At 47.2% G+C, this 14,240-nt stretch carries 11 protein-coding genes; 7 read left to right on the top strand and 4 right to left on the bottom strand.

Annotated features, from left to right (window positions below; genetic code table 11):
• Nucleotides 1–53 precede the first annotated feature (53 nt).
• Nucleotides 54–971, bottom strand: a complete 918-nt coding sequence (locus NST83_RS13170; protein ID WP_342414541.1) for an ArsR family transcriptional regulator — start codon at nucleotides 969–971, stop codon at nucleotides 54–56.
• Nucleotides 972–1,411: 440 nt separating this feature from the next.
• Between NST83_RS13170 and NST83_RS13165 the strand changes: the two genes are divergently transcribed.
• The 5 genes from NST83_RS13165 to NST83_RS13145 all read left to right on the top strand — a co-directional run bounded on the left by NST83_RS13165 (nucleotide 1,412) and on the right by NST83_RS13145 (nucleotide 6,844).
• Complete coding sequence (locus tag NST83_RS13165; protein ID WP_342417950.1) at nucleotides 1,412–2,569, top strand: MFS transporter; 1,158 nt, start codon at nucleotides 1,412–1,414, stop codon at nucleotides 2,567–2,569.
• 82 nt (nucleotides 2,570–2,651) lie between these two features.
• A complete protein-coding gene (locus NST83_RS13160; protein ID WP_137063282.1) occupies nucleotides 2,652–3,377 on the top strand; it encodes an ATP-binding cassette domain-containing protein in 726 nt (241 codons plus the stop codon).
• Entirely contained in the window at nucleotides 3,374–4,708 is a 1,335-nt protein-coding gene (locus NST83_RS13155; protein ID WP_137063281.1) for a hypothetical protein, read from the top strand. The genes NST83_RS13160 and NST83_RS13155 overlap by 4 nt, the downstream gene beginning before the upstream one ends.
• A gap of 1 nt (nucleotide 4,709) precedes the next feature.
• Entirely contained in the window at nucleotides 4,710–5,408 is a 699-nt protein-coding gene (locus tag NST83_RS13150) for a response regulator transcription factor (protein WP_025682710.1), read from the top strand.
• Nucleotides 5,405–6,844: a HAMP domain-containing sensor histidine kinase gene (locus NST83_RS13145; protein ID WP_342417949.1), complete on the top strand. Its 1,440-nt coding sequence runs from the start codon at nucleotides 5,405–5,407 to the stop codon at nucleotides 6,842–6,844. Before NST83_RS13150 ends, NST83_RS13145 begins: the two co-directional genes overlap by 4 nt.
• 78 nt (nucleotides 6,845–6,922) lie before the next feature.
• Here NST83_RS13145 and NST83_RS13140 read toward each other — a convergent pair whose 3' ends face one another.
• A complete protein-coding gene (locus NST83_RS13140) occupies nucleotides 6,923–8,149 on the bottom strand; it encodes a glucose-1-phosphate adenylyltransferase (protein WP_342414540.1) in 1,227 nt (408 codons plus the stop codon).
• 237 nt (nucleotides 8,150–8,386) lie between these two features.
• Between NST83_RS13140 and glgB the strand changes: the two genes are divergently transcribed.
• Both glgB and glgA read left to right on the top strand, forming a co-directional pair.
• Nucleotides 8,387–10,309 (top strand): 1,4-alpha-glucan branching protein GlgB, encoded by a 1,923-nt coding sequence (glgB, locus tag NST83_RS13135; protein WP_342414539.1) that lies wholly within the window; start codon nucleotides 8,387–8,389, stop codon nucleotides 10,307–10,309.
• Nucleotides 10,310–10,363: 54 nt separating this feature from the next.
• Nucleotides 10,364–11,806, top strand: a complete 1,443-nt coding sequence (gene glgA / locus NST83_RS13130; RefSeq protein ID WP_342414538.1) for a glycogen synthase GlgA — start codon at nucleotides 10,364–10,366, stop codon at nucleotides 11,804–11,806.
• A 116-nt stretch (nucleotides 11,807–11,922) separates the two neighbouring features.
• Here glgA and NST83_RS13125 read toward each other — a convergent pair whose 3' ends face one another.
• Both NST83_RS13125 and NST83_RS13120 read right to left on the bottom strand, forming a co-directional pair.
• Nucleotides 11,923–12,999: a hypothetical protein gene (locus NST83_RS13125; protein ID WP_342414537.1), complete on the bottom strand. Its 1,077-nt coding sequence runs from the start codon at nucleotides 12,997–12,999 to the stop codon at nucleotides 11,923–11,925.
• A gap of 60 nt (nucleotides 13,000–13,059) precedes the next feature.
• On the bottom strand, nucleotides 13,060–14,238 hold the full coding sequence (locus tag NST83_RS13120) for a M20 family metallopeptidase (protein WP_342414536.1): 1,179 nt from the start codon (nucleotides 14,236–14,238) through the stop codon (nucleotides 13,060–13,062).
• Between the last annotated feature and the right edge of the window lie 2 nt (nucleotides 14,239–14,240).

Raw genomic sequence — 14,240 nt, 5'->3', positions numbered from 1 at the left:
TTCCAAGCCAATGCTTTAACGATGTTCGGTTATAACGGAGAACACAGTTCCAATTACAGTCCGATATAGGATTCCAAAAATACCTGTAAATCAGCCGCTCCGTCGGGGCGAATGCTGAATTTTTCCTTGTGATAACGTCCAATATGGATACGGAGCAGGCCAGCTACTCGCAAAATCATCATATCAGACATGAGCGTGTCTTCCAATCGGCTCAAATCCTGACGCATATCTTCGAGAGATTTAGGGCCTTGAGCCACGTAACGCAGAATCCGCAGACGTTGCGGGTCATTTACCGCCCGAGTCAGCCGAAGCAGGAGTGTAGGCGGTTCTTCCTCGCTTTCTTCAGGAACGTCTACCGGATACTGGATCAGCAGCATACGGGTATAAAAACAGTACGAATTAATCGGACGATTATGGACGACTGGAAACAGAACAACTGTATCCAAATCTTCCATATGAGGCACGATCAGTCCGGCTGTGGCGTATTCAACCAATGCTTCCGGTTCCATTTTGTTCAGAAGCATACGTTTTTCTGCTGCGTCTTCCTCTGCCAGCACACGCAGTTCGCTTTCCATTGCCCGGAAGTAGTCCCGGTCCCATAATTTGAGGAGAGGGGCGTACACCTTGCGAATGCGCAAAGATTCTTCAAAGGTTAAAAAAGGAACATGCGGAACAATCAGCTCGAACATATCTTCATCCGGGCCGTGGTCCAAATAAGCGATATAATCAGATATTTCATCCGATTCCGGTCGAAGCAAAGCCCAAACATAAAGCGCGTCATAATCGCTAAAAGGGCAATCCTGCGCTGTAGCCAGCTCGGTGCGAACTTCGTTTTGTAGCCGTGCATCCACTTTGTCGATCCACTCATGGCCCAAGTCCATATCGTGTACCCATTTTTTGGTTACATAGGCCATAAAGCTGCCGAGTAATTCGTAAATTGGAGAAGTGTCTATTTTAATTTGATAACTCATGGAATCAAGTGCCTCCTATTCTGTCTTCGAGCCCAGAGCGGTGAACGAAATTAAGCCCGTCCATAAGCAAAACATGAGCATTTTGAAATTGCTCACTTATTTATTATGGCTTGTTCTGCTGGGCATTGTCCACTATAATATAAAATAGTGCGCTGTGACGTGATTGGGTTCGGATTGAGCATACAAGACTCCCTAACGATGTGGAGTCGGTTACATATCAGACAGACTTTCCGTAAAATCGTCATTTCAGATGGCGATTTTTTTCATCTTTTCTTTTATGCACTAAAAATACTGAAATTTGCATGTATTCTGGCTGTGTTTGCATGAACGCTATACATAGTAATAAGGATATCTATTGATTATGGAATCAAATGCAAATCATTCCTTAACATTCATTTTAAGATTATGATTTTTTACATGTTATATCAGGAGGAACCATGATGTCGTCGTCAATGCGGGTGCATTATTTTATCTTAATTGCGGTTATTGTTGTGGCCGGATTGTGTCAAGGGCTACTTTTGCCGATTTTGTCCATCTCTTTGGAACAGATGGGTGTTTCTTCTTCCCTGAACGGAATGAATGCCGCTGCTTTGTATATTGGTTCATTTGCTATGACGCTGGTGGCTGAACGGACATTGGGATGGTTGGGCTTCAAAAAGCTGATGGCCGGAGGACTTGTGCTTGTGCTCTTTACGTTACTACTGTTCCCGCTAATTCCAGATATCCGAGTGTGGTTCGTATTGCGACTGCTAGTCGGAATCGGGGACAGTGCATTGCATTATTCTGCCCAGCTGTGGATACTGCTAGTGACTCCGGCAGAGAATCGTGGGCGTAACATTTCTTTTTACGGCATGTCCTACGGGCTGGGGTTTGCACTGGGCCCGCTTGGATTGTGGTTGCTTGATTATGGAATGCTGGTTCCGTTTGCAGCGCTGGCTTTGTTGTGCTTGCTCATTCTGTTGCTGGTGCTCATGAAGCTGCCGGATTCTAGACCGGAAAAGCTGGAAACAGGGGCGCGCCCAGCACGCAGATTCCGGCGCAGCTATAGCTGGGCATGGTACGCGCTGTTGCCTGCATTTTTGTACGGTTATATGGAAGCCAGCCTGAACAGCAACTTTCCGGTATATGGCCTTCGTATTGGCTTTCATACGGATGAGATTGCCGCATTACTCCCCTTTGTCAGCTTGGGCGGATTAGTGCTCCAACTGCCGCTAGGTATATGGAGTGATCGTTGGGGCCGTAAAAAGGTGCTTATAAGCGTAGGCATAGCGGGTGGATTGATCTTTATGTTGATGCCGTGGAGCGGAAATCATTTTATGCTAACACTGGTATTGTTGGCGGTGGCGGGTGGTTTGGTAGGCTCCTTTTTCTCCTTGGGACTGGCTTATGCGGCCGATCTGCTGCCCAAATCATTATTGGCCGCCGCCAATGTGCTGGCATCCTTCCATTTTAATCTGGGAAGTGTGATTGGACCTAACATTAGCGGGGCGCTACTGGACTATGGAACCCAAGGCAGCATGTTTCTGGTACTCGGGGGCAGCTACGTCGTTTTCGGGTTGTTGGGATTGTTATTTCAAAAAAGAATATCGACGGCATAAAACTGCGGTTTGCATGGTATTTGTTTCACATTTACTATAAACTATAGACAGTATTGATGGCGGACAAAGGGGAATCACAAAGATGATTAGAATACAGAAGCTGACCAAGCAAGTGGGGCCTGAACGGACCCCATTACTTCGCGGGATTAATGCTGAAATTCACCCGGGCGAACTGATAGCCGTAGTGGGACCGAGCGGAAGTGGAAAAACCACACTGCTGCGCTGTCTTGCTTTGCAGGAGCCATGGGAGGAAGGCAGTCTGATGGTGGATGGCCAGGATGTGCTGAAATCCGGATGGACGGGTAAAATGAAAATAAAGCGGGAATGGGCATATCTGGAGCAAAATCCGCATTTAAATATGAATCGGACTGCTCTCAAAAATGTGCTGATCGGCAGATCGGGTCAGACTCCATTATGGAGAATGGTGACCGGGATGGTGCGTTCTGATGATTATATGGGAGCAATGGACGTATTGGAGGATCTGGGCTTGCTGGATAAGGCCCATGACAAATGCGACAAGCTTAGCGGCGGTGAGCGGCAACGGGTAGCGACTGCGCGTGCGCTCGTTCACGGGGCCAAGGTCATTTTGGCTGATGAGCCTGTAAATGGACTTGATCCGACTTCAGCAGATCATGTGATGGATACCTTCCGTAAGCTTTGCTCAGACGAACGGGTGACGGTGATCACCGTACTGCCGCTGGAGATCGCTGAACGCTTTGCTTCCCGTATATGGGGATTGAACGGCGGCGAACTCGTATTTGATATTCAGGGCAGACGACTGACACAGGTGGAAAAGAACAAATTGTGAAGGGGACGGCAAGAGAAGTGAAAATGATGTTGTTGAGAATGTTAACCGGCTGCTGCGCATCACTGCTTCTTGTTGGATTTTTAAGCGGCTGTAATGTCATTAGCGATCCAATTTCGCTGATGCAAGCACCGATGATGTCTGACGAGAAACAGCAGCTGAATGGTGCAGTGGTTACTCAGCTTGGCATGGTACAGCCTCTGCGCCCCAATGACCCCGATGACCCCACGCCCATTCGAACGGGAGATCTGAACAATGATGGTACGGATGAAGCAGTGCTTTTTTACGAAACACCAGATGAAAGTGTAAAAATACACGGGGCCTTGTTCGAGGATCAGAACGGGACATGGGTAAAGAAGCTGACGTTTGACGGGGAAGGTACTGTGCTGGAATCGTTCAAGCTGGTCGATGTAACTAATGATGGCACGCTCGATATTGTAGCGGGCTTTTCCAGCGGGGATAGCAGTGATGGTGGCGATCAGAAGGGGCTCATCGTGTATTCCTATACTGGAGGAACTTTAGAGAAAATATATGCTACAGGCTATACGGACTTCGTCGTAGACGATTTTAATCATAACAAGATGGACCTGAACGGGGACAATTTGAATGACTTGACAATTATCCTGCTGCGTCGCAATGAATTTTTCACGGTCAAAACATTCCAATTCAGCGGGGGAACCTTTAAGGAAATCGGATCGCTGGATTTGGACAGTCAGGCGCTTAGTATCTACAATGTGGTTGCTGGTAAGGTAGCCGAGGGTAGGCAGGGGATCATTATAGATACCAAGATTGCTCAGACGACTACGGTGTCCAATGTTATTGTGATGGACCACGGCAAGCTCAAAAAGCTTGATCTCATGGATGTGACCTTTAAGGATGCTACCATTACTAGCGGTGACGTAGATGGTGATGGCATTCTGGAATTTGGCAATTTGGAGAAGCCGAAGGGCTGGTCCAACAGGCCACTGGATGAGGTTCCGTATTTTGTTTCGTTCTATCAGTGGGATGGGGCCAAGGGAACGATTTTCAAGCAGCAGCAGTATCGTGATTCCAATGATCAGGTCTATTTCAGGCTACCAAAGGAGCTGCATGGAAAAGTGACCATTGATCCGAAAGTATCAAAAAAGGACAGCTATTTAAGGTTCATTTTGGACAATACAGACAAAACGATTGCAGAAATTAAATATTTCTCATTGTCGCAATGGGAGCGAAATAATGAAGGATATAGCCAGCTATGGAGAACCAATGCACAGGTGATTGGTATCAAGCGATCCAGTGAGCTGGAACCGCGTAAAACCATTAAAAACAAGTTGGGGGAAAGGCAGGTAGAATAGAGTGAGTAAAGTTTTAATCATGGAAGACGAGGAATCCATTCGCAGCTTTATCGTCATAAACTTGAAACGAAACGGTTTCGAGGTGTTGGAGGCATCTGATGGGCATGAGGCTCTTAATATTTTGAACACGGTGCGGGATATTGATATCGCGTTGCTCGACGTAATGGTGCCCGGTATGGACGGTTTCGAGGTCTGTCGAAGAATTCGGGAAACGAATGAGCGAATTGGCATCATCTTCCTCACGGCAAAGGTACAGGAGCAGGATAAGGTGTATGCCTTGTCTGTAGGGGCTGATGATCATGTGAGCAAGCCCTTCAGTCCGACGGAGCTCATTGCCCGTATTCAGTCGCTGCTACGCAGAGTGAATGTGCATCGTGAGACGGCGGCTAAAGTATCCTTCCAGTCTGGTCCATTCACGCTGGATCTGATTGCCAAGCAATTTAAGAAAAACGGGCAGTTGATTGAGCTGACGCCAACAGAGTTTTCCCTGATTCAATTTTTCCTTGAAAAAGAAAATACACCGCTCAGCCGGGATGTTTTGCTTGACCATGTGTGGGGCAAGGAATATATGGGCGATCCCAAAATCGTGGATGTAAACATCCGTCGGTTGCGGCAAAAAATTGAAAACAATCCTTCCGAACCCGCCTTTTTGCAAACAGTATGGGGGCATGGGTATAAATGGAAAGGCCAGGCTCAATGATCAAAAAAGGGATTGGCAGACAGATTGTGCTTCACTATTTTTTTGTGGTGTTCTTGGCGCTTCTGTTGGTAGAAGTCATTTTCATGATTGTAATCCGTGCGTACTATTACGACACGATTTATAAGCACGTGGAAAGTCGCATTCAATCGGTAAGTGAGTTTGCACCCAAATTCAAGGAGCCAGGACAGTCTTTGCAGTCGTATCTGCTTAATACGTTTTCATTAGGGGATACGGAACTGCAATTGCTTGATGAGAAGGGGAATGTAATAGATAATTCCACGAACTTTGCAGCAGAAACAAGTGTACAAACCAGTGATGTGACGCAAGCTTTAGCGGGGGATACGGGGAGCTGGATTGGGAAGCAACCTGGCACGGGTCAGCAAGTTATGGCGGTATCCAAAAAACTGGATAATATCGTCGGAGATCAGGTGTATATTGTTCGGTATACGACCTCGCTGGAAAAGGTCAACGACAAGCTATTTACCATTACGCTCTTTTCCGTAGGCATCATGGTAGCTGTACTGGTTATTGTATTTGTGGTCAGTACAGGACTCGCTAATTCCATCGTTAGGCCGATTAATAATATCCGTGATGTATCAGCTCAGATGGCACAAGGACGATTTGATGCACGAATTAAAGGAGATTATCGCTTTGAGTTGGGTGAGCTGGCTTCGACTCTAAACTACATGGCCCAGGAAATTGCCAGAACGAATCAAATCAAGGATGATTTTATCTCGTCCATTTCCCATGAGCTGCGTACACCGCTGACTTCTATTAAGGGATGGAGTGAAACGTTAAATTCTGGCGGCTATGATCCAGAGGAGACGAGGATCGGGATGCAGATTATTTCCAAGGAGACGGATCGGCTGATCGGTTTGGTCGAGGAAATTCTTGATTTTTCCAAGCTGGAGCAAGATGCTATGAAGCTTGTCATGGGAACGGTTGATCTGCGCGAGCTTTTGCAGGAGATTATGCTGAACGTATGGGCCAAAGCGGAAATGAAGCAAATTAAACTCCAGCTGGACTCGGAGGAAACGGCATACCTGGTTCATGGAGACGGCAACCGTCTGAAGCAGGTTTTTTTAAACATTGCGGACAATGCCATCAAGTTTTCGCATGAGAACTCTATTATTTTTCTGTCTCTGCAACGGATCGGGGACAACATCGAGGTGTCTGTGCAAGACACAGGAATCGGGATTAGCGAGGAAAATCTTGCCAGAGTAAGAGAACGGTTTTTTCAGGTAGACCATCAAAATGGTGGTACGGGCTTGGGATTGGCAATCTCGCAGCAATTTGTGGAGCGTCATCAAGGGCAAATGCTCATCAAGAGTGAATTGGGAGCAGGCACCACGATTACAGTTTCATTGCCTGCTTTGCAAGACGAGCAACCCTTAGAGCCACCGCAACTCACTGAAGGCTATGGAACCGAAAGTTAGTTTTAAATAGATGTAAATTAGAAAAACAGCCAGTCCTCATTATAGTGAAGGGCTGGCTGTTTGACATATTTCGTTCCATTATGAAGTAAAACCTTCAGCGCGAAGGCGTGTGTTGCGCTCATAAGCTTCTTTCAACATGCGGGCTGTTTGTGGGCGTACCGCCATTTTACCGAATATCGTTTCATTCGGCCCGATAACCATAATTTCACTCGGGTTACCCTTGATGACTGCACCGTCACGAATTACAGCACCTTCACCGATAATCGCGTGCTCAATATGCACATTACGACCAATACGGGTGTCTGGCATAACGATACTTTCTTTAATAGCCGAGCCTTTACCTACCTCGACACCGCTAAATACGACGGAACGTTCAATTTGACCTTCTACTTGGCAAGAATCATGCAGGAGGCTGTCCAATGGCTCCGTTTTGCGGTTAGATAGCTTATGTGCGCTCAACCTTGTGCGGCGTTCACGCGTATACATAGGCCAGTCTGTCCGTTGCAGGTCAATAGCGCAATTCTCTTGCAACAGATCCATATGTGAATCCCACAGGCTTTTAACGGTACCTACATCCTTCCAGTAGCCTTGAAATTCGTAAACATACAAGGATTCTTGATCCGCCAGCATTTTAGGAATGATGTCTTTACCGAAATCATGGCTGGATTGCTCATCCTCGGCGTCCTCCACCAAATACTTTCTTAAATAATCCCACTTAAACAGGTAAATCCCCATAGAGGCCAGATTACTTTCAGGTTTCTCCGGCTTTTCAGCGAATTCGGTGACACGCAGCTCCTCATCGGCACTCATGACGCCAAAACGGTGCGCTTCATCCCAAGGTACTTCCATAACGGAAATCGTAGCCGCAGCAACTTTTTCCTTATGATAGTTCAGCATTTCACGATAATTCATATAGTAAATATGATCACCGGATAAAATAAGCACGTGTTCCGGGTTTTGACTGTCTATATATTCGATATTTTTATGAATGGCGTCTGCCGTTCCCAAATATTCAGCGTTGTCTGTATTATAAGATGGAAGTAAGGTAACTCCCTTGTCGTTCGTCTTGGTAAGATTCCAAGGCGTTCCATCTCCAATATGCTCATGCAAGGATTCCGCCTCATATTGCGTTAGCACACCTACAGTGTCGATGTCTGAATTAACACAGTTGCTGAGAGGAAAATCGATAATTCGATAATGACCGCCAAAGGGTACGGCGGGTTTTGCAATCGTTGAAGTAAGGGGAGCAAGGCGGCGTCCCTCTCCGCCTGCCAGCAGCATGGCAATGCATTCTTTATTAAACATTTCGGTTCCCTCCCGGTTTAGTTGTCTGTTGTAGTACATACATAAACGGTATGGGGTACTCTTGAAACCAATAGGTGTGTAAGATCCCCCAAAAATTAAGGTTTATTTTTTTCATAGTCATTTTTCTGTTCATTGTGGCTAGAATGGGGTAATAACCTAAGTCAGCTTTGACCGTAAAGCAAATGTATTTCCGAATCATACATTTTGTTCCAACAAACATATAAAGGTGGTGACGTGATGACAGACCAAACTCTCCCGCAACAGGCTGTATCGCCGGAAGATATTTATTTGTTTCACGAAGGAACGCTTTATCACAGCTACCGATCTTTAGGTTCCCACCTTACTGTGGAGAACGGAGAACAGGGCGTCCGTTTTACGGTGTGGGCTCCTCATGCTCTCCATGTCGGGCTTGCTACAGATTGTAACAACTGGAATGGGGAACAGGATTCCTTATATAGAGTTCCCGAATCTGGCTTTTGGAGTCGTTTTTTTCCGGGTATATCCCAAGGAACTTTTTACAAATATGATATTACGGGTGCAAACGGTGAACGTTTTCTAAAAGCAGACCCTTATGCGGTACGCGCAGAATTAAGACCAGCAACGGCTTCCGTGGTCGCTTCACTGGAGGGCTATGTTTGGAACGACGCGGCTTGGCGGCGTAAACGGAGAGAGCCTTATGGAAAGCCCCTTCATATATATGAGCTGCATTTGGGTACCTGGAAACAACAAGAAGACGCTACGTTTTATACATACAGGGAAATGGCTGAGCTTCTTGTGCCCTATGTAACGGAAATGGGTTACACGCATATTGAACTGATGCCACTCAGTGAGCATCCGTATGATCTTTCCTGGGGATACCAGCTCACCGGATATTTTGCACTGACAAGCCGTTATGGGGAACCGCAGGACTTTATGTATTTGGTGGATCGTTGTCATCAGGCGGGCATTGGGGTGCTTATGGATTGGGTTCCGGCTCATTTTGCCAAGGATGCTCACGGTTTGAGAATGTTTGATGGGTCGCCGCTGTTTGAATACGCGGACCCGCTGATTGCAGAAAAGCCTGGTTGGGGGACGCTGACGTTTGATTACAGCAAGCCGGAGGTGCGTTCTTTTCTGATATCCAATGCGCTGTTCTGGATGGATGTGTACCACATTGACGGCCTGCGCGTAGACGCTGTGACAAGTATGTTGCGGCTGGATTTCGAAAAGCAGGACGGTCAATATCGTTTTAACTCCAAGGGAGGCATTGAAAATGAGGAGGCTATTGCCTTCCTTCAACAACTGAATGAAACCGTGTTCCACTATTATCCGTATGCGCTGATGATGGCAGAGGAGTCCAGTGCCTGGCCGATGGTTACCTCCCCGGTAAGCGATGGAGGACTCGGTTTTAATTACAAATGGAATATGGGCTGGATGAACGATACGCTTGATTATATTGAAACAGATTTCGATCAGAGGCCTGAGCGCCATAACTTACTGACGTTCCCCATAGCCTATGCATACAGCGAGAATTTTACACTGCCGTTGTCGCACGATGAGGTCGTTCATGGCAAAAAGTCGCTGCTTGATAAAATGCCGGGTAGCTATGAGCAAAAATTTGCCGGGCTTCGAGCGCTTCTCGGTTACCAAATCACCTCACCGGGCAAAAAGCTGTTATTTATGGGAGGCGAATTTGGCCAATTCATCGAATGGAAGGATGAGGAGCAGCTTGACTGGTTTCTGCTGGATTATGATAGTCACCGTTCGCTGCATGCTTTTACGAAAGCGCTCAATCATTTGTATATACAAGAAAAAGCATTGTGGGAGCTGGATCATTCGTGGGATGGATATCAATGGATTGAAGCGGAGGACCGTGGGCAGAGCGTAATTACGTATTTACGTAAAGGGAAAAAGCCGGGAGATACAGTGGTTGTGCTTATTAATTTTCAGCCCGTGCCAAGAGAGAACTACCGAATTGGACTGGAAAAGGCAGGAATCTATATCGAGCTGCTGAACAGCGATCATTCGGATTTCGGCGGAACCGGCCAGCTGAACACCGAAGTGCTGCGCACAGCCAAGATCCCTTGCCATGGACAACTGCATAGTTTGGAGGTGACCCTTCCGCCACTGAGTGTCGTTATACTCAAGAAAGCGCCTCGAAGGGCTAGAAAAGCAGATTAATGGACGCTAAAACTGGTTTAAAATAGGGTTGAGGTCATTAAGGAGGAAGCACATATGAACATTTTATTTGCGGCAGCAGAAGCACATCCATTTATTAAAACAGGCGGGTTGGCTGATGTCATTGGTGCACTGCCGAAGGCACTTCGTCAGGCTGCGTGCGATGTCCGGATCATCATGCCTAAATATGCGGGGATTCCCGATACGTATAAGAAGTCTCTGCGTCCGGTAACGGTCAAGCATGTCTCTGTGGGCTGGCGTGACCAGTATTGTGGAGTAGAGGAACTGACGTTGGACGGGATCAAGGTTTATTTTATAGATAATGAATATTACTTCGGTCGTGACGGAATTTACGGCTATATGGATGATGGCGAGCGTTTTTCCTTTTTCAACCGGGCGATTTTGGAGGTACTGCCTGACTTGAATTTTCAGCCTGATATTTTGCATTGTCATGACTGGCATACCGCGATGGTTCCGTTGCTATTGAATGCCAATTATCGCCATTTGCCCTTTTACGTTGATATTCGCACGGTGTTTACGATACATAACCTGCTGTATCAGGGGGATTTTCCATATGAGGTCTTAACAGAACTACTGAATCTGGACAGTAGCTATTTTACCCCTGAGGGTGTGGAGTATCATGGCAGACTGAACTTTATGAAGGGTGGGCTGACCTACTCTGATCATGTCACAACTGTAAGTCCTACCTACGCAGAGGAGATCCAGACGGAATTTTACGGATATGGGCTGGAAGGGTTGTTGCGTAAGCTGGGAGCGCAGGGGCGTTTGTCGGGTATTGTGAACGGAATTGATATCAAAAGCTACAATCCTGCTACGGACCATCGTATTTATACGAAGTACCGCACCAGTTTGGCGAAGAAAAAGGAAAACAAAATCGGTCTTCAAAAGGAGCTGGGGCTGCCAGTACGACCGGACGTGCCATTGATTGCGATGGTAACCCGACTTGTGGATATGAAGGGACTGGACCTGGTAACCAGGGTACTTGATGAGATCATGTATGATGATGATATTCAGTTTGTCGTGCTGGGCACCGGAGATCCAGCCTTTGAGCATTGGTTCCGGGAAGCGGCTGAACGTTATCCGTTGAAAATGTCGGCGCAGCTGGGTTTCAATGAGCCTTTGTCCCGCAAAATTTATGCTGCAAGCGATATGTACCTTATGCCGTCGAGGTTTGAGCCTTGCGGGATCAGCCAGTTGCTGGCGCTTCGCTATGGAAGCATTCCGATTGTGCGGGAAACGGGCGGTCTGAACGATACCGTACTTGCTTACAACGAGTCTACAGGCGAAGGGAATGGCTTTAGCTTCAAAAATTACAATGCGCATGATATGCTGCATACGATTCGTCGTGCGGTTGATTTTTATCGCCAGCCTGAGCATTGGTCCAAGCTTACGAGCACTGCTTTTGCAGGAGAGTACAGCTGGGATGTGTCGGCGGGAGCGTATCTGGATATTTACCGTTCACTGACAGGGAACGAATGAGCTAAGTCGACCAGGCAGGAGTGCCTGAACAAGGTAGAACTGACAAAGTACAATGGAAAAAGGGCATCCCACAGAAGCCAATATTGGCTTCTGTGGGATGCCCTTTTTTACTGTGATCAGTCGCCTCCGCCTCCACCACAGCTGCTTCCGCATGAGGAGCTACTGCTGCACGAGGAATCGCTGCCGCCGGAATCACCTGAATCGTGGTGAGATGAGCAACCATCATGGGAGCTTCCGTGGCAAGAGTGATGGTTCGAGTCGTGCGTATCCCAATTCGAACAGCCACTTGCTGAACTACAGCCTGACGAGCTTGCTAATGCGGCACTTCCTGTAGCATCAGGATGCATGTGCAAGGCAAATTGATGGGGCTGATACCAAGAATACCATACGACGGCCAACAGCAAATAATCAATTTGCAAATAGTTGACCTTCGGCAGCTGTCTGCCATCTGGATCATCCACTGCTTCATTCACCCGATTACACAGATGGTCCATAATCCTCTGAACCGCTTGCTGTGCCTGCTGAGAGATGCCGATGCCCTCCTGCATATTCCAACGGTCGCCTGCTGGCTGCCCGGAAGCTGTCAGCTTGTAATAGTGTGCAAGCTCGTTATTCGGTAATGGATGATTAAAAAAAGTCCCCCATAGGCTTGCACTATAGCGGTTCCAGCCAAAGCATTCCACATACAGCCAGTCAAACCATGCCCGTTCATCCGGCATCGGCTGTGAGCTGGCATGAGGGGCGTGGTGCAGCATGCGGCCAAAGAAGGCTTCCGAAAATTGCTGGTATTCTCGCGTAAACATTAGCATTTCGTGCCACAGTTCATCCACATCTGGACTGAACATGGGCACCCGATTCATAATTGCACATAGCATAAAATATCGTTTTAGCTCATTCCAGCGCCAATCATATTCCTGATCCGTCAGGTGAGGATGGGCATCCATCACACGCCGCCTTACACTATGAGCGTAGGAGGCTGGAATAGATCGTTCCAGAAGCTGCATGAGTTCTATAATCTCCTTATGACGCCCCTGTTCAAGGGAAGAGGGAGACGGGGAGCTAAGAAAAAATGCATTACGGCGGCGTGTCTTTCGATTTTCCCTGTTCCTTCGATATAATGCTCGAAAAAAGAACCACAAAATAATGATATCGACCACAATAAACAACACCCAAAAGCTGCTCATATGATTCATAATGACTGCTGCTCCTTTCTGGAGAGAAGACGAAATTAAAAATTTGGCGAAATTAAAATTTTAAATTTTGCTTTTCAGCAGAGCGAATTCTTCCTTAATTTGTGTCAGCAACTCAGGATTCGTGATTACATCACATGCGGTCCAGGCCAAGGTTCTGGCGGCTAACAACATTCCTTCCAGCGCCCGATCCTGCATCGCCAAATCGCGGAATTCAGGTGTATGCAAGGCGTGCTTCTCGTCAATAACTTGAATGTACGGATGAATGGCGGGACAGTGCAGCGACACATTTCCAATATCCATGGAGCCGTGATCTTCGCCCTCCGTGATGTCCTCCTGCGGAATGCCTGTCAGCACCAAATTTGCGGTAAAGGCATCGGAGAGCGCACGGTTAGTCACCATTTCATCATAAGATGTCTCATAATTCGAGGTTTTCAGACGACACCCCGCTTGTAGGGCCGCTCCTTCGGCAATTTGAATGACGCGGCGAGTCAATGAATTCAGTTCATGACGTGTAGCAGCCCGTACATAAAATTGGGCAGAGGCATAATCAGGAATGATGTTTGCTGCTTGGCCTCCTTGATTAATAATGCCGTGAATACGTACCGTACTCTTCACCTGCTGGCGGAACGCATTGATTCCGTTGAACGTTTGAATCACCGCGTCCAGCGCGTTAATACCTTCGTGGGGACTGGCCGCCGCGTGAGCGGATTGCCCAAAGAATTCGAATTGTACGGCATCAATCGCCAGCGATTTGCCTGATTTTTCATAACGGTCATAAGGATGTGTCATGAGCGCTATATCACAATCATCAAACAACCCGGCAGCCGCCATAGGAACCTTGGCACCGCGTGTTTCCTCGGCAGGTGTGCCGTATACCCGTACTTCTCCACCGATCTCGTCAATGACCGATTTGAGACCGACAGCTGCTCCTGTACTCATCATACAGATCAAATGATGTCCGCATGCGTGTCCCAAGCCTTTGAGGGCGTCATATTCCGCCAGAAAAGCGATGACTGGTCCGGGTTTTGCAGCTTTATAAGTCGCAATAAAAGCCGTTTCTATACCCAGAACAGGAGTCTGCACTTCAAATCCGTGAAAAGTCAATTCCTCTTTGAGACGAGCAGCTGCCAAAAACTCCTCATTCCCCAGCTCAGGATTTGCACCAATATATAACGAGATGTTCTTAAAACGTTGGGCATATTGCTCAATTGTATGTTGAATCGTCTGTTTAAAACCCATGC

The organism is Paenibacillus sp. FSL R10-2782 (assembly GCF_038592985.1).
GTDB classification, from domain to species: domain Bacteria; phylum Bacillota; class Bacilli; order Paenibacillales; family Paenibacillaceae; genus Paenibacillus; species Paenibacillus terrae_C.
Note: the sequence above shows the minus strand (reverse complement) of the source record. Positions and strands in the feature narration are given on the sequence as shown.

What these genes read in the sequence shown, in the direction of transcription:
- glgA (WP_342414538.1), top strand. Translation starts at nt 10,364, where the DNA reads ATGAACATTTTATTTGCGGCAGCAGAAGCACATCCATTTATTAAAACA.
- NST83_RS13145 (WP_342417949.1), top strand. Translation starts at nt 5,405, where the DNA reads ATGATCAAAAAAGGGATTGGCAGACAGATTGTGCTTCACTATTTTTTT.
- NST83_RS13170 (WP_342414541.1), bottom strand. Translation starts at nt 971, where the DNA reads ATGAGTTATCAAATTAAAATAGACACTTCTCCAATTTACGAATTACTC.
- NST83_RS13140 (WP_342414540.1), bottom strand. Translation starts at nt 8,149, where the DNA reads ATGTTTAATAAAGAATGCATTGCCATGCTGCTGGCAGGCGGAGAGGGA.
- glgB (WP_342414539.1), top strand. Translation starts at nt 8,387, where the DNA reads ATGACAGACCAAACTCTCCCGCAACAGGCTGTATCGCCGGAAGATATT.
- NST83_RS13120 (WP_342414536.1), bottom strand. Translation starts at nt 14,238, where the DNA reads ATGGGTTTTAAACAGACGATTCAACATACAATTGAGCAATATGCCCAA.
- NST83_RS13160 (WP_137063282.1), top strand. Translation starts at nt 2,652, where the DNA reads ATGATTAGAATACAGAAGCTGACCAAGCAAGTGGGGCCTGAACGGACC.
- NST83_RS13125 (WP_342414537.1), bottom strand. Translation starts at nt 12,999, where the DNA reads ATGAATCATATGAGCAGCTTTTGGGTGTTGTTTATTGTGGTCGATATC.
- NST83_RS13165 (WP_342417950.1), top strand. Translation starts at nt 1,412, where the DNA reads ATGTCGTCGTCAATGCGGGTGCATTATTTTATCTTAATTGCGGTTATT.